Below are 24123 nucleotides of genomic sequence, written 5' to 3' on the forward strand. Positions count from 1 at the left end.
GGTATAGGTCAGGAGCAAAAGTTTAAACAAAGATGATTTGTGGTAAAGAGCAGGGAGGAACAGGTAAAAATAGTAACATTTGCTCAGTTTCTTAATTAATTGGTCAATGGCTATAAATCCCTGTAAAATAGTGCACTGTGCGTTTTCATAGTAGGCTTATATATAAAGATAAGCGTAAAACAAAGTAAATAATGCCAGACATGGTTTGGTCTTTATAATGACAAAGATTTACTAATATTTATAGAAAACCGAATTTAAATCACTAGAAAGATAACGTAGTACCGATGAATAGCAACTATGAATAATACCAATGTAATAGTATTGATGTATTAGTACCTTAGATAAATACATTAGATAAATGCATAACGGTAGCCGTACTGATGAATAGAACTTGCAAGCACAACGCTCATCAGTTAGCGGTTACACACTAAAAATTTCTAACGACCGATATCAGATTGTTTGTATTATTGATATTATTTTCGTCACTCAACATTAGGAAACTTATATGACAACTCCGACAATGTTTAACACCATTAAGCGTGAATTCCAATACGGCAACCAGCAAGTTATTCTTGAAACTGGCCGTATCGCTCGTCAAGCCAGCTCAATCATGGTACACATGGGCGGCGTTTCTGTATTAGTCGCAGCAGTAGTTAAGTCTGAAGCGAAAGCAGGGCAAAACTTTTTTCCATTGACTGTTAACTATCAAGAAAAAATGTACGCAGCGGGTAAAATTCCAGGTGCTTACGGCAAACGTGAAGGCCGTGCTAGCGAATTTGAAACCTTAACCTCGCGTCTGATTGACCGTCCGATTCGTCCGTTATTTCCTGAAGGCTATCTGAATGAAGTTCAGATTACTGCTACGGTTGTGTCATCAGACAAAACCCAATCTGCAGATATTGCGGCACTAATTGGTGCTTCAGCTGCGCTAGCTATCTCTGACGCGCCGTTTAATGGCCCTGTTGCCGGTGCACGCGTTGGCTTTATTAACGGTGAATATGTTTTAAACCCGACTCTTGAACAACTCAAAGAGAGTGATCTGGACTTAATTGTTGCTGGCACAAAATCTGCAGTATTGATGGTTGAATCAGAAGCCAAAGAGCTATCAGAAGACCAAATGCTTGGCGCAGTACTATATGGCCACGAGCAACAGCAGATTGTTATTGACAATATTGCCTCATTAGCAGCAGAAGTGGGTACCGCTAAGCAACAGTTCAGCGTTCCTAAGCATGACGAAGCGCTTGAAAGTAGTATGAAAGAGCAGTTCGGCGAGCAAGTTGCTGATGCTTATACCATCACTGATAAGCAAGAACGCTACACTAAGCTTGATGATATTAGACAAGCGGCTATTGATGCGCTTGCTGGTGATGCAGAGTCAGAAACTTATAGCAGCAAGGTATCCGAGCTTAAAGAAATCTACAACGACTTAAAATATCGTACGGTTCGTGACAGTATCTTGTCTGGTAAACCACGTATTGATGGTCGTGATCTTGACACGGTTCGTGCCCTTGACGTGCAAGTGGGTGTTCTACCATTTACGCATGGTTCAGCGCTATTTACTCGCGGCGAAACCCAAGCATTGGTTACAACGACTCTTGGTAACAGCCGTGACGTCAACATGATTGACTCGCTAGCCGGAACTATTCGTGACCATTTCATGTTGCATTATAACTTCCCGCATTTCTCAGTTGGTGAAACCGGTCGCGAAGGTATTCCTAAACGTCGCGAAATCGGTCATGGCCGTTTAGCACGCCGTGGTGTACAAGCGATGCTTCCTGATAGCGAACGCTTCCCGTACGTCATCCGTGTGGTATCAGAAATCACTGAATCAAACGGTTCATCTTCTATGGCTTCAGTTTGTGGTGCCAGCTTGGCGTTGATGGACGCTGGCGTACCAATCAAAGCACCCGTTGCTGGTATTGCGATGGGTCTAGTTAAAGAAGGCGAGCGCTTTGCAGTCTTGTCTGACATCTTAGGTGATGAAGATCATCTTGGCGATATGGACTTCAAAGTTGCTGGTTCTAAAGATGGTATCACCGCGCTACAGATGGACATTAAAATCGAAGGGATTACGCCAGACATCATGGAGCAAGCACTTAAACAAGCCCATGCTGGTCGTATCCATATCTTAGACGCAATGAATAAAGTATTGCCTGAGAGCCGTACCGAAATCAACGCTCATGCGCCTAACTATGCGGTTATCGAAATCAACCCAGATAAAATTCGTGAAGTTATCGGTAAAGGTGGTGCCACGATTCGTCAGCTAACTGAAGAGACTGGTGCGGTTATCGATATTGATGACGGCGGCACGATTCGTATCTTTGGTGAAAATAAAGCAGCAACCAAAGCCGCTATCGGTAAAATCGAAGCCTTAACGGCAGAAGTTGAAGTGGGCAAAACTTATGAAGGTACGGTCGCTCGTATCGTTGACTTCGGTGCCTTCGTTAACGTCTTACCCAATACTGATGGTCTAGTACATATTTCACAAATCGCAGAAGAGCGCGTAGAGAATGTATCAGATTACCTAAAAGAAGGTCAAATCGTTAAAGTATTTGTCCAAGACGTTGATAACCGTGGTCGCATCAAACTGACCATGAAAGGTATTGAGCAGAACTAATAGCTGATATTTTACTAATACAGTATTAGATTTTTGCTTTAAAAAAACCGCTTTGAGTCACTTATTATTAGTGCTCAAGGCGGTTTTTTTATGGGTTGAAATTTAAATATGATCCGTTATTTAAAATAAATAACTGAGGTGCTTTAATAAGTTAAAAACTTATATTTAGAGCGGGATACTTTTAGGAAGGTGCAATTCAACACGTACTTTTGGTAAGTCTTGCAATTGCTGAGTAAGTAGGGGCAAGGTGTCAGCATGCCAATCTAACGGTTTGAAGTTAGATGAGCTGGAAGCGTCAAATGAAGAGGTATTGTTCACGGTACGCGTGTCATCATGCGGTGAGCTGATAGAAACAAGTGGGCGTGCTAATAAAGCTATTTTGCGGACACCCTGATAGCGTATCAATGATGTGAGCTGCTGTTGTAAATCGATAAGAGCGGCATTTAGCCATCGGGAACGTGTCGGATGATAAGGATGGTCTGATATGACTAGGTTAGCAATATAGCTTGGCTGATTACCGTTGGAACTTGCAATTAGACCGGCGCGCTCACGTTGGCGTTTATGGACTAAACAACTACCGACTTTTAGACTGCTATCACGGCAAGCTCGTAGATAGCGTTGGTAATTATCAGGATAGAGGGTTTTGCTACGCAGCAGTACAGGATCCAACAAGATGCCGGCGCTATTAACCGGTAATATTAGCACTTGTGCATTACTGTTTAAGATAGAGGCATGGGTCGATTGAAGAATTGCCATAACAGATATCTCATGAGAGCAGATTTTGTAAATGAATAGTCTAAAAAATTAAAATGAACAAATTATTTTTGAAATAAGAATCGTAATGGATATACACAAGCCTTATTTTGTAGTGTTTTTAGCCAATTCATCTGCCTCTAACTGAGCGATTTGCTGTTCAAGTAACTTGATTTGCTGAGCTTTCATATCTGTTAATTGTTTATTCATAGTGACTTGTTCGGCTGCTAACTTTTCTTGTTCAGCCAGCCGCCGTTGCTCATCTTCTAAACGATCAATTTCTTCTTTAGCTAAGCTGTCAGTCTGTGGTAGTGGGGCATTTAAGATAGTATTAGATTTAGGACTTTTGACGTCAGAAGCCTCAATACCCTTAATGCTCTCATCAATCGCGCTGCTGCTATCAGCATTATCGACGCTATCAATGCTTTCGATCCTATCTTCTACTGGTATTGAAACCGATTGAGAAACTTCGGTCGGTGTGGTTGCTGATGGGGTATTGGTAATTGGCGCAGAAGCATCAGGTAAAGATCGTGCCCAGACTAAATAACCGACTACAATAAGTAGCAAACCCAGTAGGGTTGCTATCAATAATTTTTGGCGTGATTTAGTAGGTTTGGAATTTGAAGATTTACTTGAGATAGGACGCGTTTTTTTGCTTTTCATACCAGGGTCGATTACTTCAAAAATGAAAGTACCCATACTATAGCAAACCAAAAATTAAAAGCCTATCTATTGATAGGCTAAAGGCGTAAACATTATTTGTGTATAAAACTAGCACTACACGTTTTGAGAGTGGTGTTAGAGATTTAAAAATGCAGCTTTAAGTTTTGAATTTTACTGTACCACTAGTACCAGTCGCCATTGCATCGCGGGTTAGCTGATCTTCAGCATGGTTTTTAGCACTAATAGCATCAGGATCGGGGCGACGTTCAATATGTCCGCACTGAGTACACTCGATATATTCATCAGGCTCAGGCGTCACTATATTTACTTGCACCACTGCGTCCATTGTCTGACATTTAGGACAGCTTACCCCTGCTAAGAAGCGCCGTTTAGGCCGGCTAGATTGATAACGCATCAGCTGGCCTCAAGGTTAGTGTGTGCATCGCTGTTGTTAGAACTGGCAAAACCACTGTGACGCAATAAGGCATCGATACTGGCGCTACGACCCCGAAAATTCTCAAAATTAATTTTAGCGGGTAGGCTGCCACCAACGGATAAAATGGTCTCGCGGAAGGCTTTACCCGTAATAGGGTTAAAGATACCTTCTTCTTCAAATTTACTGAACGCATCTGCAGATAGTAGCTCCGCCCATTTGTAAGAATAGTATCCCGCTGCATAACCACCGGCAAAGATATGACTAAAGCCATTGGCAAAACGGTTATAGTCAGGGGTTTCCATAATAGCAATGTCACTGCGCACATTATCTAAAGTGCTGAGGATACCTGCATAATCCAGCGCTGGCGTGTGCGAATGTATCAGTAAGTCAAACAAGGAAAATTCAATTTGGCGTAGGGTTTGCATGCCGCTTTGGAAGTTTTTAGCTGCTAACAAGGCATCAAGCTTGTCTTTCGGTAGTGGCTCACCAGTTTCGACATGACTACTAATAAGGGCAATACCTTCAGCGTCCCAAGCCCAGTTTTCCATAAACTGACTGGGCAGCTCAACCGCATCCCACTCTACCCCATTGACGCCTGCGACATCGCCGACCGTCACTTGGGTTAGTAAATGGTGCAGACCATGACCAAATTCATGAAATAAAGTCAGCACCTCATCATGGGTGAGTAGGCTGGGCTTGCCATCGAGCGCTGGGGTAAAGTTTCCGACCATAAAGCAGACAGGTAGTTGATGATGGTTCTGTGCATCATGACTATAACGTGATTGAAAACCATTCATCCACGCGCCACCACGTTTACCACTACGAGCAAATAGGTCAAAGTAAAAGCCGCCTATTAAACTATCATTTTCATCGAATAGTTGATAAAAACGTACCTCATCATGCCAGCGTGATACCGTATTTTCCGATTTATTATCATCATGTTTTTGTTCTTTTACCGTGATGCCGTATAGACGCTCAACAATGGCAAATAAACCATCAATTACCTTTGGTAATGGGAAGTACGGACGAATCTCTTCTTGCGACAAGCTAAATTTGTCTTGCTTCACTTTTTCGGCAATATAAGCGCTATCCCATGGCTGCAACTCGCTTATGCCATAGTCTTTGGCGCTGTTTTGTAATTGTGCTAAATCTTGCTTAGCAGTAGGCGTGGCTTGGGTCGCCAGACTACGCAAAAAGGTCTCAACTTCTGGCACACTATCCGCCATCTTAGTAGATAAAGACACTTCAGCATAAGTAGCAAAACCTAGCAGATGGGCTTTTTGTTCGCGCAGTTGTAAGATTTGACTCATGATATCAGCGTTATTGAGTGACTCACCTGCAGCGCCTTTAACATCAGTATGAGAATCAAATTCTGATGCACGGGTCACATAAGCACGGTATAAAGTTTCGCGCAGTTCACGATTGTCCGCATGGGTCATGACTGCAATATAAACCGGAATGTTTAAAGTGGCAACATAATAAGGTTCGGGCAGCGCATCAATATCCGCTTGGGTAAGTGTGCCATTTTCCAATTCACGCGTTTTGTACTGCTTACCTGCATCGGCTAATAAGTCAAGGCCACTATCGGTCAACCCTGCTAATTGCTCAGGCTTAAGAGGCAGCGTATAAGCTTGGGTTGCATCCAAAATATGATCTGAGAAAGTCGCTGATAAGGTCGATAGCTGACTTTGAATATCAGCAAATTTATCTTGTTTTTCTTTTGGTAACGCCACTCCTGATAACTCAAAGCTCTGTAGCGCTAATTCAATAGCACGCGCACGTGCAGAATCAAGCTGTGCTAAAAATACTTCATCATTCACGATAGTTTTATAACGCATAAATAGTGGCTGATGTTGTCCAACACGGGTGCCATAAGCGGATAGCTTAGGTAGCAGTTCATGATGTACATGACGAATCTCATCATTACTCATTACGCCATTGAGGTGCGATAAAATACCCCAGCTGCGATCTAGAGCTAGATTGATATGGTCAAACGCCATTACATCAGTTAGAGCTTGTTCCACGCTTATTTCGCTGCCAGTCTGCTTATCTTTGTTATCGCTATTTGTTATTGCTGACAGCTTATCTAAAAAGGTATTGGCTTGATTGATAGCCGTAGTCACCTGCGCTTGTAGGTCGCTCGGAGTCGCAGCGGCAAAGTCAACAAGGTGCAAATCTGAAGCAAGAGTAGTCATAGAGATGTCCAGTATTAATGAATGATTCGGTTCACGATTGAATTATTATGTCGATGTTTGTATGTCGTGGTCTACTATTATGAAGGCCTATTTTTATAGACTCTAAATACTAACGACTATCTAAAAGATGGGTATCGTTCGGTAAGAATGCAACCCAATAAGGCATAAGCGTTAACTTCATTTTGAAGTAATAAAATTTTCATGTTCTAACTTTAAGAGACCTACGTATTAAGCTTTGGTAGTCGAATTTATAGCCCTGCATGAATAACAGCAATCCAGTCGAAAGACTTTGCAAATACACAATTCTGAGTACCTTACTTACAAAGCGTCATCATTTGCTTGCAAACTACTCCTACATCTAGCAAGGTGGATTTGGTAGCATAGTATTGATTGAGTACAAGCAATCGAATAAAAGACAGCATAATAAAAGACGGTCATTAATCTATTTAATCAGGTTAAGCAATCAAGTCTGTCGTTATATTAGTTCCTGAATCTTGATTCCTGACCAAAAAAGCAAATAATAAATTGTTAGTAACATCAAATCGCCATCTTTAGCTAAAGACAATAAAATATAAAATAAGGAGCAGTATTTATGAAAGCGACCCTCAAGAGTCTACGTGAAACCAAAGCCAATCCAGCGGTAAGTATCTTTGTTAAAACCCACCGTGAGCATCCTGCCAATGATAAAGACCCTATTGCTCTCAAAAATCAGTTGAAAGCTGCCGAAGATCGTTTGATTAACGAATACGATAAGCGTACAGCAACAACTATCCTAGATAAAATTCATGCCGAACTAAACGAATTCAATCACAATTACAACCTTGATACCTTGGCTATTTTTGCTAGTACTGATGATGTACAGGTCGTTCGTATGCCCATTGATACTACAGAGCGCGTTGTAATTTCTGATCGTTTTGCGACGCGTGATTTGGTACGTGACATGGCCAGTGCTGTCCATTTCTATACTGTGGTACTTACTCGTGATAACGCCCGCCTCATTGAAGCTTCCAATGATCGTGTTGTCAGAGAATTTAATAAAGATGATAATATACAAAACAATATGGAAAGTATCGCTTTTCCTGTCGAAAACAACGGCCTATATACGACAGGTGATGGTGGCTCTGATCGCTCATCAAACAATGAAGACAGTTATTTGAAAGAGTTTTTTAATCAAGTAGACAAAAGCGTACAAGAGCTATGGGGCGAGCATAAGATGCCGCTCGTCATCGTCGGTGATGTACGCAATATCGGTTACTACAAAGACGTCTGCGACCGTCCAGAAAATATCATTGCGACGGTATCAAATGTTACTGAGCTTGAAGATGGTAGCGCCCAGCATATCATTGATGGGGTACAAGAGGCCGTAGAAGGTTATCGTACCTCGCTACACCAAGCAGCAATAGGTGAGATCGATAAAGCTCGTGGTGCTGACATGTTGCGTACCGACTTACAGGACGTTTACCGCGCGGCCTATCAAGGTGCTGGCGAGACGCTATATGTCCGTCGAGGTTATATCCAGCCCGCTAAAATTGACGAAAAAGCGCAGACTCTTATGGTCGTCGATGATTCAGCCGCAGATGGTGTCACAGATGATGCAGTTGGTGAGGTCATTGAACACGTGATGCATAATGGCGGTGAGGTAGTCTTCATGCCCCAAGACATTATGGCAGAAGATCAACCAATCGCTCTTGTGACCCGTTACTAATTGCTTGATGGCATTGATTGAGCCAATCATTTTGACTTAATAAGCTATAAACGACAAATTCAGTATAATATCAGAGCATTGGTTCAATAAGAATCAATGCTTTTTTAGCTTTATGTTCAACAACTGTCCCTTAATGCTATAAAAAGGATACCCATAATGATTATTCCAAATAACGCTTTAGGTCACACAGTCAAAAGTGTGCAAGCCACTGCTTCGTTGCTCTTACGCGGTGGACGCGGAGTTATGGGCACACCCAATCCTATACAGCCGGAGCAATCGTTAGTCTTGTACGAGCATGAAGCTTGCCCTTATTCTCGCCGCGTACGTGAAGTCATGACTTATCTCAATTTAGATTTTGAGAGTCGTCCTAGCCCGCATAAAGGCCACGTCTATCGTGATGAGCTAAAAGAGCTAGCTGGAAAAGCGCAAGTACCGTTTTTGGTCGATGACAATACGGGTGATCAGATATTGGACTCACAAGCGATTATTAATCATTTGTTTTTGCACTATTCAAAATTTGGCGCACCACCAAAAAAATATCAAGGACCTATGGGCGATGACAACGCTACCATCATCAATAAAGCAACCAGTGTGGTCTCCATGATGCGCGGCGTCAAAGCAGATCATCCGAAAAAGAACCAAGCACGTGGCAAGCCTGAGAAACCACTACACCTGTACGGTTTTGAAGCCAGTCCATTCTGCCGTTTGGTACGCGAAAAATTGAGTGAACTTGAAGTGGGCTATGTCAATCACAGTGTTGCACGTGAGCAAGTACAAGACATCGGTGCGTTTGGCTTGCGTCTCAACGTCGGTGAATATCATCCTGTCAAAGGTGGGAAGCGCGAGCAACTTATGAATGGGATCATGAATGGCAAGCTACAGTTTCCTTACCTTGTCGACCCTAATACTGATGCTGAGATGTATGAATCAAAGGATATTATTGATTATTTAGATAAAAATTATGGTTGATAGGCAAAAGCCTAAATGTTCAACTCATATAGCATTTAGCAGCCGTATAATAATTAAAGATTACAGCAATTAAAAATTATAGCAATCGGGGGCGAATAGTCACGACCCCTTTATCCTCTTGGTTTCTTGTCTTTTTAACGTAACTCTGAGCTAAAATAAACCATCAGTTTAATTAGGCTAATAGCAATTTTATTGAGCAATAAAGCGCTTTAAAACCAGCTGTCTTTTCCTAAAATTCTAGCGTTGATGGTTTGTTAAGTTTTATTGATTAGCGGCATTTTTTTGTCAGCGATGGTTTATGATAGTGATAAGCCAAACGATAGGTAGCACTGTTGTTGCCGTTTTATTAGCACGTTACTAGTGCCTCGAGAATAATCCTCTTCAATCCTTATTCTATGAATACTGAGTTTATGAATACTACAACCTCTTTTGTTATAACCAGCTACAACATTCATAAAGGCATGTCGCCACTGAACCGCCAAGTAAAAATGCAAGGGATCGCCCAAGCACTGGACGCAGTGGGTTCGGATGTTCTGTGTCTACAAGAAGTGCAAGGACAAAATCTCAAACGCAATATGCAATATAATGAATATCCTGACCAATCGCAGCATGAGTGGTTTGGCGAGTTTTTGCAGCTGCAGAATAGCTATGGTAAAAACTCAGAGTATGAAAATGGTCATCATGGTAATGCCGTACTCAGTCGCTTTCCCCTAGATCCGAAGCATAACGTCAATATTACTGTTAATAAACTTGAGCAGCGCGGAGTTTTGCACTGTGAGGTACAGCCGATAGGTTGGGACAGGCCAGTAGTCGTATTATGCGCTCATCTGAATCTGTTTGAGCGCGATCGAATCAAGCAGTATCAGGCAATTAGCGACTATGTACGTAACGAGATTGCCCCTGACCAACCGCTGATTTTGGCTGGTGATTTTAATGATTGGAAGAAGATGTCATGTGATAAGCTGGCCACTGATCTCGGTATGACAGAAGCCTTTAAATCCTGTCATGGTAAGTTGTTACCGACCTTTCCGGCGAAGCTGCCGGTACTGAGCTTGGATCGCATCTATGTGCGTAATTTAATCGTAAAGGATGCTTGGGTACATACTGGTAAACCCTGGTCAACGCTATCAGATCATTTGCCGATCAGTGCCAAGCTGGCTCTGCCATAATGGCTTTTACTGGTCGATATTGATTTAAAAATAAGCAGTCTGTATCATCAAAGCTATCTATTAAAAATGTTATTTAATAAAGATGCTGTCTATTAAATAAATTCTAAAAGTGAACAAAATAAAGATCAATTGATAAATAAACCCTGATGAATAAAATAAGGATGTTTTACGATGTCTAACGCTTCTAATCAACAACTCCCTATCACCCAACATGCGGTGCTTATCCGCGAGTTTGGTGAACCTGAAGTCATGAACTATCAAGATGGTGTGGCCGTCCCTAAGCTTGGTGATGAACAAGTACTGGTAAAAGTCGCTTATGCAGGTATTAATCCTGTCGATTATAAAACCCGTCAAGGTAAAGGCTGGGGCGCGGATAATATTCGAAAAGATAAATTCGATAATAATCAGCCTGCGATCTTGGGATTTGATGTTTCAGGGGAAGTGGTACACAGTAATAGCGATCAGTTTGCTGTCGGTGATAAAGTCGCTGCCCTTACCTTCGATGGCGGCTGTTATGCTGAGTATGTGGCGGTAGATGCTAAGCTGCTGGCTAAAGTTCCGGAGTCGGTAACCTTAGAACAAGCCGGTGCGCTACCTTGCATAGGACAAACGGCGTTACAGTTTATAGCGTTTGCTGATATTAAAAAAGGTCAGCATGTGGTGATGAACGCCCCAGCTGGCGGTGTGGGTCATCTACTGATTCAGTTATTAATGGAAAAAATAGTGGAAGATGGCATTAAAGTAACCGTTATCTGCTCACCAGAAAAATATGCCAAGCTTGATAAAATAATAGACAAAAGCCAACTAACGAGCTGGATTGATTATACTAAAGATGAGGCATTCCCTGACTTGCAAGCCGACGTATTACTTGATTTAGTCGGTGATGAAGCAGGTGTACGTGCGCTCAGTGTACTCAAATCAGGTGGACGGGTTAATGTGTTACCAACGATTTGGGTCGATAAGCTTAAAGAGGCGGGCGATGAGAAAAGCTTAAGCGTTGCTGGTTATGCGGCTCAGCGAAATGGTCAAGATATGGCACGTATCTTACAACAAATCGCTGATGGTAAGCTGGCCTTACATATCCAGCAGACTTATCCGCTGTCTGAAGTTGTTACCGCCCATTATGAGCTCCAAAAAGGCGATACCTTTGGCAAAATCGTCTTAGAAGCCTCTGCATAAAAATAGTAAAAAGGGTAGGTATGCTGACTAATTTCAGTATATTGCTACAGCTGCATACTTTTACCCTTTGTACCTGGGTGCTGTACGTGCCCTATTACCTTATTACAATGGGCGTAAGACGTTACGGCTGCCATTAGAATTGATTTGCTCTTCATTTAGCCAATGTCAGCCTTATTGACCCTCGCAGTTTTAGTTTAGTGGTTAATACGGCAGTATAAACAAGGGTAAAACTAGGGTTGGTCATCCATTGGATGGATCTCAATTATAGTTATCCAAACCTGTACTATCCAAACCTGTACTATCTAAAAATGGCGAGTTTTGTTAGGCTGTAACCATATGCCGAAAAGTGAGGCTAATCCGACCTTCATTAACCTTTTTAGTTTTAGTAATACTGTGTTTCCAATGCTGCTGAGTAACGCCTGTCATCAAGATAACCTGTCCAGAGGTAAGATAGAGTTCCACTTTGTCTTGCCTCTCTTCATCTTTAACTGGTTTATGCTTAAATAGCATCTTACGAGTTGCCCCCAAAGACAGTGCTGCTATTAAGGGCTGCGGGCCAAGCTCTTTTTCATCGTCTGCATGATAGCCCATACCTTCATCACCTGAAGGATAGTAATTAAGCAAACAAGCATTAAAATATGGACGATGGTCTTGAGCGATATGATCTTGGCCGTTAGTGCTAACTATATCAGTCGCATCAACCAAATCAAGGTTTAGAGCGCGTATTTTGTCTTCGATAATTTGTTTCACATGAAACACTATAGGATGCCAACCTGTGGCCTGTCGGGTATGCCCAGCGTAGCGATAGCTCAAACCCTCATCACCCATCCAAACAATTTGTCGTTTAGTAATATGAGTCTTACCAAATAAAGTGACGATATCAGACTGCCAGAGTAGGGTCGTTAATAGCCTTTGGTATAGGTGGTCATCACTATAATCACAATCAGGGTTACAATTATAGTTATCAACTATCTGCTGGCAGTCTATCTGCCCTAAATCGTAAATTCTGCCATCATAGGGTAATAAATTCTCAGTAGGATGGGGTGCAAATAAATCTGCCATTAGTTCGACTTTATCTTATTGTGCGCCGCTGTTTTACTCTTTTGAGCTTGAGCGCCTTTATTATTATCATACTGGTCATACCCATTTAAGATAAGACGAGCACATTCTATAGGCGCTTCCATTGGTAGCAAGTGGCCGTAATCGGGCAAAGAGATAATGCGCTCAGCAGGGACAAATTTGTGCCACTGTTTTCTGACTTTATCATTAATAAATAGGGTAGGTTTGCCAGTAATAAGCGTATAAGGACAGCGTATTTTTTTCAACGCAGCATCAATATAAGGCGTACCGAAATAGTTGGCCAGCTCTTGCTCAGGAGTAAACATCAAGGTATAACTGGCATCTGTTTGCGCTACTAAGCTTTGTTCAGCAAATACTTGTAGATGCTCATTGCTAATACGACGATAGGCACGCAGCGCACGCAAATGTTCATAAAATGCTTGCACACTTGGCCATGTGGTTTGCTTGGTTAATGTGCTTTTGAAAGGTTCACGAGTCATTTTGAGGGCGCGTGGCATTAGGTCATACAGTAGCGTTTGCGCCTTGGTGAAAGTCACCGGCTCTATGAGGTATAACTGTGAGAACAGATCAGGACGCTTGGCTGCAGCGATGGCGGTGGCAGTGGCCCCTTGCGAATGACCAATACCAACGATAGGAGCCTCTTGGGTCTTTTCTAAAAACTCAATCAGCACATCAGCATCTTGGGCGCGAGTGAGTCGTTTACTTTGTGGCTTATCGTACCAGTAGCCACGCATTGCCAATGACGAGATGTCAAAACCTGAACCCAGCGCCTTTAATAATGGTGTATAGGCACCGGCTGTGAAACCATTACCACCATAAAAGTGTGCCGGCACCCGTAAGTTGGCATCTGCATCAGCCATCTCATTAAGTTCACTTAAATCGTAATAGCGCGCTTGTTGCCCGTTAATAGCAATACTCTTTGCAAATGCTTCCATAATCGTGGCACGTCCTTGTGTTTTTTAACTTAGATAAGTTCTGGCAGTCTAGCTGTCTTCCCCTAAGAAGCCACCACTTTGACGATGCCATAATCGGGCATAAACGCCATTTAATACCAGTAATTCATTATGGCTGCCTTGCTCAATAATATGACCTTTATCCATCACCACCAAGCGATCAAGCGCGGCAATAGTAGACAAGCGATGCGCGATTGCAATAACCGTTTTGCCGGTCATGATATCGTTTAGGCTCTCGGTAATGGCAAATTCAATCTCAGAATCAAGCGCACTGGTGGCTTCATCCAACAATAGAATAGGTGCATTTTTGAGCATGACCCGTGAGATAGCAATGCGTTGACGTTGACCGCCAGAGAGCTTGACCCCGCGCTCACCGACTTGGGTATCAAGGGCAGTGTTGCCTTTATCGTCATATAATTCTTTGATGAAGTCCCATGCCTGTGCTTGCTTGGATGCAAATATAATTTCATCATCGGTAGCATCAGGGCGACCGTAGGCAATGTTTTCACGGACAGTGCGATGCAGCAGCGAGGTATCTTGGGTCACCATACCGATTTGCTGACGTAATGACTCTTGGGTGACCTCATTAATCGCTTGCCCATCGATATAAATTTTGCCACTATCCACATCAAAAAAGCGCAGTAGCAGATTAACTAAGGTTGATTTACCGGCACCTGAGCGTCCAACTAAGCCTATCTTTTCACCTGCTTTGATATCTAGATGAAAGTCATCCAGCAGTCTTACGCGTGAGGTTTCTAGCGTTGTTGCCGCTGTCTTGACCTCATCAACTTTTGCGCCTGTTTGTATCGCAGCCACACCATTCTCACCCTCGTAGCTGAAGTCCACATGATCAAAGACAATATTACCGTTGGTGACTTTTAGAGCTGGGGCGTTGGGTTTATCCACGATGGTTTGCGGTGCAGACAACGTACGCATGCCGTCTTGAACCGTACCGATACTCTCGAACAAACTTGCCGTCTGCCACATGATCCAGCGGGTCAGACCATTTAATCGCAATGCCATCGCTGTCGCGGCTGCAATAGCACCAACACCGACCGCACCTTGCTGCCATAAATATAAGGCAATGCCAGCCGTGCTGCTAACCAAGATTACGCTGATAAGGTGGGTGGAGACTTCCAAATAACTGACCCAGCGCATTTGTGCATGGACGGTCCCCAGGAACTGCCCCATGGCATTTTTAGCATAACCCAGCTCACGTCGTGAATGACTGAACAGCTTGACGGTCATGATATTGGCGTAAGCATCAGTGATACGTCCCGTCATCAAAGCCCGCGCATCAGCTTGGATAACAGCGGTCTGCTTGAGCTTGGGGATAAAGTACCACATGGTCAGCCCAACCAGTACAAACCAAACCACAAACGGTATCAATAACAAGCTGTCTAAATTAAATAGAATGACGCTTGTCGTTATAAAGTAGACGGTGACATACATAAACATATCAGTGACCGTCATCACAGTCTCGCGTACTGCCAGTGCCGTTTGCATCACTTTGGCAGAGACCCGACCAGAAAACTCATCCTGATAAAATTGCATGGATTGACCAAGCATCCGCTGATGAAAACGCCAGCGCATTTGCATTGGAAATACGCCTTGCAAAGTTTGAAAATGAATCAAGGAGGATAAGGCGATCCAAAAGGGACTAATAATCAGCACCGCAAGCATCAGTAGCATCGTATCGCCTTTTTCAGCCCATAGATTCTGCGGCGTATAAGTACCGAGCCAATCGACCAGATTGCCAATCCATGCAAATAGCATGGCTTCATAAATCCCGATACCCGCGGACAAAATCATAAATAGCAACAGCCAGCCGCGTAAACCTTTAGTACACGCCCATAGAAATTTTATCAGCCCCTCACGAGGCAGGGGCATTGGCGTGTCAGGGAAGGCTGAGAGACGCGATTCAAAAAAGCGAAGTAGAGAATTCATAGGCAATAGCAATACGCCAAGATAAACGTTATCTTGCGCTGTGACTTGTATTAGTGGGATAGCCCTGTATTTTACCAAAAATTCGCAATCTCACCTGCATGGTAATTGTAATTTGTACGCAGCAGACACTATCTAATGCGTGATTTTATGAACAATGACAAATAGATTGCTGTAAAAGAAATACTTTGTTACCTTCTATGCTTTTGTTTTGATTAAGCAGGGCTGATTTATAAGCGCTGAATCAAATAATTACCAATGGGCAGTATGGTTATTGAATAAGGTGGAGACTGATGATGTATTTAACGATTGCGGTACTGTGTAGTGTCGCCGTCTCTGTGCTACTAAAAATATTACGACAACAAAATATAGATATTCGCCAAACCATCGTCGCTGGTTATCCAGTTGCTTTTTTACTCACTTGGCTATTGCTCAAGCCCGATATTAGCGGTATGGATAAGCTTGGCGATGCGTGGGGCATTATTATTGCGCTTGGGGTATTGCTCCCAGCGGTGTTTGTTATCCTTGGTCGTGCGATTGCGGCGGTCGGCATGGTCGCTACTGATGCTGCTCAACGCTTATCTTTGATTATTCCTATTATTGCTGCGTTTGTCTTATTTGGTGAAGTATTAACGGGCACGCGCATTTTTGGCTTGGCCTTAGGGTTTTTAGCGCTTGGGGCGCTGGTTTATCGTCCGCAGCAAACAGCTATTGCTGGTGATAATACCAGTAAATTTACTAATAATAATAGTACGAATGCTTCTACCGATAAAGCTGTTAATAAACAGGCGTTACGCACGCCGTTATGGCTGTTTGGAGTGTGGGCAGGCTATGGTATTATTGATATTCTATTTAAACAGGTTGCCAAACAAGGCGCGGCATTTCCGCTAACGTTATTTATCAGCTTTGGCCTTGCTGGCTTATTGCTGTTTATCTATTTGCTTATCACTCGCGTGCGCTGGCATGGACGAGCATTGGCTGCTGGATTAATTCTCGGTGCGCTCAATGTGGGTAATATTTACGCTTATATTCGTGCCCATCAAATATTATCCGAATCGCCAAGTATTGTTTTTACTGGCATGAACGTTGGTGTTATCGCAGTGGCAACCCTTATTGGGGTGGGCGTGTTTAAAGAATCGCTTAATCGTATCAATATGCTTGGGTTGTTATTAGCGATTGGCTGTGTAGCGGTGCTGTTTTTAGCATAATGGTTTTAGCATAAAGGTAATTTTTTATTGTTTCTTTGATTTGTCTCCTTTAATTTAACCTCTTTAACTTATCAGATATAGGCACACAGGGCGTCCTATGGTAAGGTTATCTACAAACGGTCAGACTTACATAAACTAAAATATGGCCGTTCACATTTGTAACACTTGACCTTGATCAATAAAAATAGGATGCTCATTCAATGGAATACCAACAGCAATTGCAACGTATAAAAGAGGGTTCGGGATTCATTGCCGCGCTCGACCAAAGTGGCGGCAGCACGCCAAAAGCGTTAGAGAATTACGGCGTCAATGGTGATGACTATGATAATGATGTAGCGATGTTTGACCTAGTGCATGAGATGCGCGCGCGTATTATGTCTTGTGACTGCTTTGATGCTAAACGTGTCCTTGGTGCGATTTTGTTCGAAGACACTATGGAGCGCAAGGTTAACGGTAAACCAACGGCTAATTACCTATGGGAAGATAAAAACATTGTTCCTTTCTTAAAGGTAGATAAAGGTCTAGCAGAACAAATGAACGGCGTGCAAGTAATGCGCCCGATGCCCGATTTGGATCTTTTATTAAACAAAGCGAAAAACTACCCGGTATTTGGTACTAAAATGCGCTCGGTGATTTATGAGCCGAATGTTGATGGTATTGAGCTGGTCGTGCAGCAGCAATTTGATGTCGCCAAGCAAATAATCTCAAAAGGTCTGATGCCCATCGTCGAGCCCGAAGTGGACATTAACAGTAGCCAGAAGCATGACTGCGAGCTACTGCTAAAAACCAATATCTTGCACAACCTTGAGCGTTTAGACGATGGCATACAAGTGATGCTTAAGCTAACTTTGCCAGAAGAAGCTGGATTTTATCAAGAGCTGGTTGACCATCCAAAAGTACTCAAAGTCGTGGCGTTATCGGGTGGTTATAGCCGTAGCGATGCCTGTGATAAGCTCAAACAAAACCCTGGTATGATTGCCAGCTTCTCACGTGCCTTTACTGAAGGGCTGAGCAAACAGCAAAGTGATGAAGAGTTTGCAGATACTATTAATGCCTCGATTGATGAGATTTATCAGGCGTCGAAAGTGTAGGTTTAATAAGTTAACATTAAGACAGTTCAATAAAAAAAGCCCCGCAAAATAAGTATTTTTTTACTTAAATAGCGAGGCTTTTTTACGAACTAAGATAATATATTGCTAACTAATTACGCCTACGCTTCTTTACTCTTCAGACCAGCCGCATATTCACGGACGTTCTGAGTAATTTTCATTGAGCAAAATTTAGGGCCACACATCGAGCAAAAGTGAGCAGACTTGTGCGCGTCTTTTGGTAAGGTCTCGTCATGATATTCACGCGCCGTATCAGGATCGAGCGCCAAATTGAACTGGTCGTCCCAGCGGAATTCAAAGCGGGCTTTCGACAAAGCATTATCACGCGCCTGTGCACCTGGATGGCCTTTGGCAAGGTCAGCAGCGTGAGCAGCAATTTTATAAGTGATAATGCCGTCTTTGACATCCTTTTTGTTGGGCAGACCCAAATGCTCTTTAGGCGTCACATAACATAGCATCGCCGTGCCAAACCAGCCAATCATCGCCGCACCAATGGCACTAGTAATATGATCATAGCCTGGCGCGATATCAGTCGTTAAAGGCCCCAAAGTATAAAATGGCGCGTCAGCACACAGCTCAAGTTGCAAATCCATATTTTCTTTAATACGGTTCATCGCCACGTGACCCGGTCCTTCAACCATCACTTGCACATCATGCTGCCAAGCTACTTTGGTCAGCTCCCCCAGCGTTTTTAGTTCGCTAAATTGCGCTTCGTCATTGGCATCCTGCAAGCAACCAGGACGTAGGCCATCACCTAGACTAAAGGCGACATCATAGGCTTTCATAATCTCACAGATGTCTTCAAAATGAGTATATAAGAAACTCTCTTGTTGATGCACCATACACCACTGCGCCATGATAGAGCCGCCGCGCGAGACAATACCCGTCAGGCGTCCGGCAGTCAGGGGCACGTAATCTAGCAACACGCCAGCATGTATGGTGAAGTAATCAACGCCTTGTTCCGCTTGCTCAATAAGGGTATCGCGGAATATCTCCCATGTTAAATCCTCAGCGACGCCATCGACTTTTTCTAATGCTTGATAAATAGGGACCGTGCCAATCGGTACGGGTGAGTTACGAATCAGCCATTCGCGAGTTTCATGAATATGGTTACCAGTGGATAAATCCATAATGTTATCCGCGCCCCAACGTGTTGCCCAAGTCATTTTGGAGACTTCTTCATCAATAGATGAACCCAGCGCCGAGTTACCGATATTGGCGTTGATTTTGACTAAAAAATTACGGCCGATAATCATCGGCTCAGACTCAGGATGGTTAATATTATTAGGAATAATTGCACGACCTGCCGCCACTTCACTACGTACAAATTCAGGCGTAATAACAGTAGGCGTGTTAGCGCCAAAGCTCTCGCCATCATGTTGACGCATGTCCGTTGATTCATGCTGCTTTTGGGTTTCGCGAATAGCGATATATTCCATCTCAGGAGTAATAATACCGCGGCGGGCATAGTACATTTGGGTGACATTGCCGGTTTTACCAGCGACATCTTTGGCACGGCGCGGCTTATCGATATGAGCAAACCTCAGATTGGCAGTGCTGATGTCGCGGGCGCGCGTTTGTCCGTAGGTACTTGATAGACCGCTTAACTGTTCGGTATCACCGCGCTCGTTTATCCAGCCTTCACGTAGCTTAGGCAGCCCTTTGGTAAGGTCGATTGTGGCATTGGGATCAGTATAAACGCCTGAGGTATCGTAGACATAAAAGGGAGGATTGTGCTCACCCTCTTGGTCGCCAGTACCGCCGACAGGGGTATCGGCTAAATTAATCTCGCGCATCGGGACTTGGATATCGGGTCTTGAGCCTTCGATATAGACTTTGCGGGAGGCGGGAAGGATACGATGTAAGTCACGAGCGTCTTCTTCAAAACGGGCGTCTTTTTGGTTGCGATGGGCAGGTGTCTTTAGAGCGTCCGCTTTTTTATCTGCCTTGCTGACAGTCGTGTTAGCTGGTGTTTCTACTGAATTGTCGGTTGGGATATAAGTCTTAGCGACGTGTGCATTCGAAGTAGCGTTTGAAATAGTCATATGCTGTCCTAGCGTGTTGTCTAATGGTAAAGGCAACACCGCCAGAATCTGCGGGGTAAGCGTCAATTATGCATGCAAGTTTAACCCAATCGTCAGTATAAATTAATCGCACTAGCAAATATGATGCTAATGGATAGGACTAACTGGAGCGTTGGGTGCCACTTATTATTAACCGCCATACTTTTTATTAACCGGCGAACTCTAGCTACTAAAACAGAGCTAAAGAGTAATTCTAATAATAAGGCATTTCTGCACACCCGTTGCAAGACCATAACATCAGCTCAGACTTCCCTGCGTCGGTACTAACCGCATCAGGTTCGGCGGGTGGTTTCTCAGCGAATATACGATGACTGCTTATAAATCAGTCAATAATACATCGCACCCCGAGTCTGTCAGTGTTGTAAATCAACTTCATACTAGCAAACTTTCGACCTGACTGCTAATGATATTCGGCCATATTTATAATCATTTGGAATCTATAGTTTTATTAAGATTAATTATTAATATTGTTTAGCTAAATTATTTAATGGTATTCGATTTTAGATCGGTTAATCAAGGTTGGTTTACTAACATGGAGATGCTTTCGCCCTTATTACTACTGCTTTTATTACTGTTGTTATTAATATTACTATTGTCATCAAACTGTCATTAAAGCTTGGCACAATGCAACGCATGTCACGGACTAGAATTTTTCGTACCGTTGTTAAACTTTAGGAGTCTTACATGCGTTATTCATTATTAGCAGTGGCCGTCAGTTGTACCTTAGCACTTACGGCGTGTAATAAATCAACCGACACCGCAGAGCCGGCTACTGACAGTAGCGCAGTTGCCAGCAGTAGCACTGATAGTAGTACCACGAATAGTGCCAGCCCTGCCAGCAACGATCAAATTTCAATGAATATTACTGGAGCCGGTGCTTCATTCCCGCAGCCTATCTATGCCAAATGGTCAGCCGACTATAATGACGCGACCGGTGGAAAAGTCAACTACCAATCTATCGGCTCGTCAGGCGGTATTAAGCAAATCGTCGCAGGCACCGTCGATTTTGGTGCCTCAGATGCACCAATGACGCCAGAAGAATTGACGAAAGAAGGTTTGATCCAATTCCCAACCGTGATTGGCGGCGTGGTACCAGTGGTCAATATCAAAGGTATAGAGCCGGGCGAATTGAAGCTAGATGGCAAAATGCTGGCAGATATTTATTTGGGTAATATTAAAAAATGGAACGACCCTGCTATCGTGCAGCTTAACCCAGATTTAAGCTTGCCAGACAGGCCTATTACCACTGTGTTTCGCTCAGATGGCTCAGGCACGACTTTTAACTTCACCGATTACTTAGCAAAAGTATCACCTGAATGGCAAAGTGATGTTGGCGTTGACAAGACAGTCAAATGGCCAACGTCTGCTCGCGGTGCAGCAGGTAAAGGCAACGAAGGTGTGGCAAGTTATGTCAGCCGAATGGACAATGCCATTGGTTATGTCGAATACGCCTATGCCAAGCAAAATAATATGTCACATGTGGCACTCAAAAACGCGGCAGGCAACTTTGTGCAGCCATCAATAGAAAGCTTTGCGGCGGCAGGGGATATTGACTGGTCGCAGCAAGCAGGGTTCTATAAGGTCATTACCAACTCTGAAACTGCCGAGGCATGGCCGATTGCCGCTGCAACCTTTATTTTAGTACATAAACAGCCGCAAGATCCTAAGCAAGTGGCCGGCGCGCTAAACTTCTTTAGCTGGGCTTATGACCAAGGTGATGACGCAGCAATTGAGCTAGATTATGTGCCATTTTCTGATAAGGCAGTCGCGCTATTCAAAGACAGCTGGAAGCAAGTGGTCGGTAAGGACGGCAAGCCGGTCTATACCCCGCAGTAACAATAACAATAATAGTAACAACATACCCTCCCATGCGCCTGTGATTTTGCTGATAAGCAGATCATAGGCGTAACTCATAGTTAAAATATTTATATTTAACCCATTCATTTTCAAGCATATTTATCAAACTAATTGAGGTGGTCATGGCAGGACTTAATTTGCAGACACAACTGAACAAACAAAAACGTTGGGATGCAATATTTGTCACCACTACCAAAGCGGCAGCACTTTTTGTGTTGCTAAGCTTAGGGGCGATTTTACTGTCACTGGTTATCGGTGCGTGGCCAAGTATGCAAGCGTTTGGACTGGACTTTTATACCAGTAATAACTGGGATCCAGTCGCCAATGAATATGGCGCTCTTGCCCCTATTTATGGCACGCTTGTCACTTCCGCTATGGCGCTGGCTATTGCCGTTCCTATTAGCTTTGGTATTGCGATATTTTTGACTGAGCTGTGTCCCTCTTTTCTCAAGAAGCCACTGGGCATTGCCATCGAGCTGTTAGCCGGTATTCCTTCTATCATTTATGGTATGTGGGGTTTATTCGTATTCGCACCTTTTTTTGGCAACAACATCCAGCCATGGCTGACCGAAAATTTAGGCGGTTTGCCCCTCATCGGTAAGCTTTTCGTTGGTGCGCCGATGGGTATTGGTTTATTCACCGCCTCGTTGGTGCTTGCCATTATGATTATTCCCTTTATTGCCGCCACCATGCGTGATGTGTTTGCGGTTGTGCCTGCACTTCTCAAAGAATCTGCCTATGGCATGGGCGCGACCAGGTGGGAAGTAATGTTTAAGATTGTTCTACCCTATGCCAAAACTGGTGTGGTTGGCGGCATCATCTTAGGGTTAGGTCGGGCGCTGGGGGAAACTATGGCGGTGACCTTTTTGATTGGTAATACCTTTAATATCAGTCCCAGTATGTTTGCTTCGGGGGTCTCTATCACTTCAGCCTTGGCCAATGAATTCGCGGAAGCGTCCGATCCGCTGCATCTATCGGCGCTGCTGCATTTAGGGCTGATACTATTTATGATTACCTTTATCGTTCTGAGTATCTCACGTCTGCTGCTACGCGGCATGGATAAGCGTGCTGGAGAATAACTTTTGGATAGTAGCCGCTGTCATTATTGTTAAGTCGTTTTTGCTAAGCCGGACATTTTATAAATGGTTTATTAAAAAATACTATTTAATGAAAAATATAAACTGTAGAAAGTTAGTAAATAATAAGGAATCTGCTGCATGACCGCATTGTCTGCCATTACTCAAGCCTCGACTAAGCCCATTATGGCCAGCGACCAAAGGTTATATCGCCGTCGCCGACTGTGGAATAAAGTAGGATTGGGCTTTGCAGCCTCAGCTATGATATTTGGGCTATTTTGGCTGTCGTGGATTTTGATTACTTTAGGCGTTGAAGGCTTTAGCGGTTTGGTGCAAATGCCAGTATTTACCGCCGACACGCCACCACCAATGACCGACGGTGGTCTGCGCAACGTTATTGTCGGCTCGCTGATGATTTCAGGTAGTGGATTGTTTATCGGGGCGCCAATTGGCCTGCTGGCAGGGATTTACTTGGCGGAATTCTCGCATGGCAATTGGCTGGGACAAGTCATTCGTTTTTTAAATGACATTCTGTTATCTGCCCCATCTATTGTGATTGGCTTATTCATCTATGCAATATTAGTCAAAAATTATAGCTTTTCTGGTTGGGCAGGCGCGTGTGCCCTAGCGTTAATTGTCATTCCAGTGGTGGTAAGAACCACCGAAAGCATGCTGTTATTAGTGCCCAATACTCTGCGTGAAGCAGCTTACGCGTTAGGAACGCCGAAATGGAAGCTGGTACTGGGCGTAACCATCAAAGCAGCGCGGGCAGGCTTAATCACCGGCGTACTATTGGCATTTGCGCGTATCACTGGCGAGACTGCTCCGCTGTTATTTACCGCGTTGAATAATCAATACTTCAGCTTAGACATGAGCAATGCGATGGGCAATATGCCCATCACTATTTATCAATTTGCTATGAGCCCTTATGACAATTGGCATACCTTAGCCTGGGCGGCAGCATTATTAATTACCTTAACAGTGCTTACCTTGAATGTAGCAGCACGCTATATCGGCGGCAAAGAATATAACTAATAGTTTTTATCAGATGCTTTTATTAAAGAGCTTTACTGAAAAGTCTTACTGCTAAAAATTAATACTTACCCAACTTCTTAATTTTTATCTC

The 24123-nt window shown here is 43.5% G+C and carries 18 protein-coding genes and 1 riboswitch; of the genes, 10 read left to right on the forward strand and 8 right to left on the reverse strand.

What is annotated here, in order from left to right:
• The first annotated feature begins 520 nt into the window (after positions 1-520).
• Positions 521-2617, forward strand: coding sequence for a polyribonucleotide nucleotidyltransferase (pnp, locus tag U1P77_RS11870; RefSeq protein WP_321156689.1), 2097 nt, complete (start codon positions 521-523; stop codon positions 2615-2617).
• 165 nt (positions 2618-2782) lie between these two features.
• Here the strand turns inward: pnp and U1P77_RS11875 are convergent, their stop codons facing one another.
• The 4 genes from U1P77_RS11875 to U1P77_RS11890 all read right to left on the reverse strand — a co-directional run bounded on the left by U1P77_RS11875 (position 2783) and on the right by U1P77_RS11890 (position 6664).
• Positions 2783-3373, reverse strand: coding sequence for a macro domain-containing protein (locus U1P77_RS11875; protein WP_321155182.1), 591 nt, complete (start codon positions 3371-3373; stop codon positions 2783-2785).
• Between the two features lie 102 nt (positions 3374-3475).
• Complete coding sequence (locus U1P77_RS11880; protein ID WP_321155183.1) at positions 3476-4033, reverse strand: hypothetical protein; 558 nt, start codon at positions 4031-4033, stop codon at positions 3476-3478.
• A gap of 157 nt (positions 4034-4190) precedes the next feature.
• Entirely contained in the window at positions 4191-4448 is a 258-nt protein-coding gene (locus U1P77_RS11885) for a YheV family putative metal-binding protein (RefSeq protein WP_321155184.1), read from the reverse strand.
• Complete coding sequence (locus U1P77_RS11890; RefSeq protein WP_321155185.1) at positions 4448-6664, reverse strand: M3 family metallopeptidase; 2217 nt, start codon at positions 6662-6664, stop codon at positions 4448-4450. The genes U1P77_RS11885 and U1P77_RS11890 overlap by 1 nt, the downstream gene beginning before the upstream one ends.
• A 592-nt stretch (positions 6665-7256) precedes the next feature.
• On the opposite strand from U1P77_RS11890, the gene U1P77_RS11895 reads away from it, so the two are divergent.
• The 4 genes from U1P77_RS11895 (at position 7257) to U1P77_RS11910 (ending at position 11686) form a co-directional block, all read left to right on the forward strand.
• Entirely contained in the window at positions 7257-8369 is a 1113-nt protein-coding gene (locus tag U1P77_RS11895; RefSeq protein ID WP_321155186.1) for an AOC03_06830 family ribosome hibernation factor, read from the forward strand.
• A 156-nt stretch (positions 8370-8525) separates the two neighbouring features.
• A complete protein-coding gene (locus U1P77_RS11900) occupies positions 8526-9338 on the forward strand; it encodes a glutathione S-transferase N-terminal domain-containing protein (protein WP_321155187.1) in 813 nt (270 codons plus the stop codon).
• 410 nt (positions 9339-9748) lie between these two features.
• Positions 9749-10507, forward strand: a complete 759-nt coding sequence (locus U1P77_RS11905; protein WP_321155188.1) for an endonuclease/exonuclease/phosphatase family protein — start codon at positions 9749-9751, stop codon at positions 10505-10507.
• 171 nt (positions 10508-10678) lie between these two features.
• A complete protein-coding gene (locus tag U1P77_RS11910) occupies positions 10679-11686 on the forward strand; it encodes an NADP-dependent oxidoreductase (RefSeq protein ID WP_321155189.1) in 1008 nt (335 codons plus the stop codon).
• Positions 11687-12007: 321 nt separating this feature from the next.
• Here the strand turns inward: U1P77_RS11910 and U1P77_RS11915 are convergent, their stop codons facing one another.
• From U1P77_RS11915 to U1P77_RS11925, 3 genes are read right to left on the reverse strand one after another with little or no spacing between them, the layout of a single operon-like run.
• A complete protein-coding gene (locus tag U1P77_RS11915) occupies positions 12008-12748 on the reverse strand; it encodes an alpha-ketoglutarate-dependent dioxygenase AlkB family protein (RefSeq protein ID WP_321155190.1) in 741 nt (246 codons plus the stop codon).
• Positions 12748-13701 (reverse strand): alpha/beta fold hydrolase, encoded by a 954-nt coding sequence (locus U1P77_RS11920; protein WP_321155191.1) that lies wholly within the window; start codon positions 13699-13701, stop codon positions 12748-12750. The genes U1P77_RS11915 and U1P77_RS11920 overlap by 1 nt, the downstream gene beginning before the upstream one ends.
• 48 nt (positions 13702-13749) lie before the next feature.
• Positions 13750-15666, reverse strand: coding sequence for an ABC transporter ATP-binding protein (locus U1P77_RS11925; protein WP_321155192.1), 1917 nt, complete (start codon positions 15664-15666; stop codon positions 13750-13752).
• Positions 15667-15956: 290 nt separating this feature from the next.
• On the opposite strand from U1P77_RS11925, the gene U1P77_RS11930 reads away from it, so the two are divergent.
• Positions 15957-16871 carry an EamA/RhaT family transporter gene (locus U1P77_RS11930; RefSeq protein ID WP_321155193.1) on the forward strand — a complete coding sequence of 305 codons (915 nt, stop codon included), beginning with the start codon at positions 15957-15959 and terminating at the stop codon, positions 16869-16871.
• Positions 16872-17071: 200 nt separating this feature from the next.
• The gene (locus U1P77_RS11935) at positions 17072-17962 is read left to right on the forward strand and encodes a fructose bisphosphate aldolase (RefSeq protein WP_321155194.1); all 891 of its coding nucleotides are present in this window, start codon (positions 17072-17074) and stop codon (positions 17960-17962) included.
• A gap of 119 nt (positions 17963-18081) precedes the next feature.
• On the opposite strand, the gene thiC is transcribed toward U1P77_RS11935, so the two are convergent.
• The gene (gene thiC / locus U1P77_RS11940) at positions 18082-20025 is read right to left on the reverse strand and encodes a phosphomethylpyrimidine synthase ThiC (RefSeq protein WP_321155195.1); all 1944 of its coding nucleotides are present in this window, start codon (positions 20023-20025) and stop codon (positions 18082-18084) included.
• A 271-nt stretch (positions 20026-20296) separates the two neighbouring features.
• A riboswitch (TPP riboswitch) is annotated at positions 20297-20421 on the reverse strand.
• A 327-nt stretch (positions 20422-20748) separates the two neighbouring features.
• On the opposite strand from thiC, the gene pstS reads away from it, so the two are divergent.
• From pstS to pstA, 3 genes are all read left to right on the forward strand, one after another.
• Positions 20749-21900, forward strand: a complete 1152-nt coding sequence (gene pstS / locus U1P77_RS11945; protein ID WP_321155196.1) for a phosphate ABC transporter substrate-binding protein PstS — start codon at positions 20749-20751, stop codon at positions 21898-21900.
• A 143-nt stretch (positions 21901-22043) separates the two neighbouring features.
• Positions 22044-23000, forward strand: a complete 957-nt coding sequence (pstC, locus tag U1P77_RS11950; protein ID WP_321155197.1) for a phosphate ABC transporter permease subunit PstC — start codon at positions 22044-22046, stop codon at positions 22998-23000.
• Positions 23001-23183: 183 nt separating this feature from the next.
• On the forward strand, positions 23184-24032 hold the full coding sequence (gene pstA, locus U1P77_RS11955) for a phosphate ABC transporter permease PstA (protein ID WP_414479092.1): 849 nt from the start codon (positions 23184-23186) through the stop codon (positions 24030-24032).
• Positions 24033-24123: the final 91 nt, after the last annotated feature.

The organism is Psychrobacter sp. LV10R520-6 (genome assembly GCF_900182925.1).
Taxonomy (GTDB): domain Bacteria; phylum Pseudomonadota; class Gammaproteobacteria; order Pseudomonadales; family Moraxellaceae; genus Psychrobacter.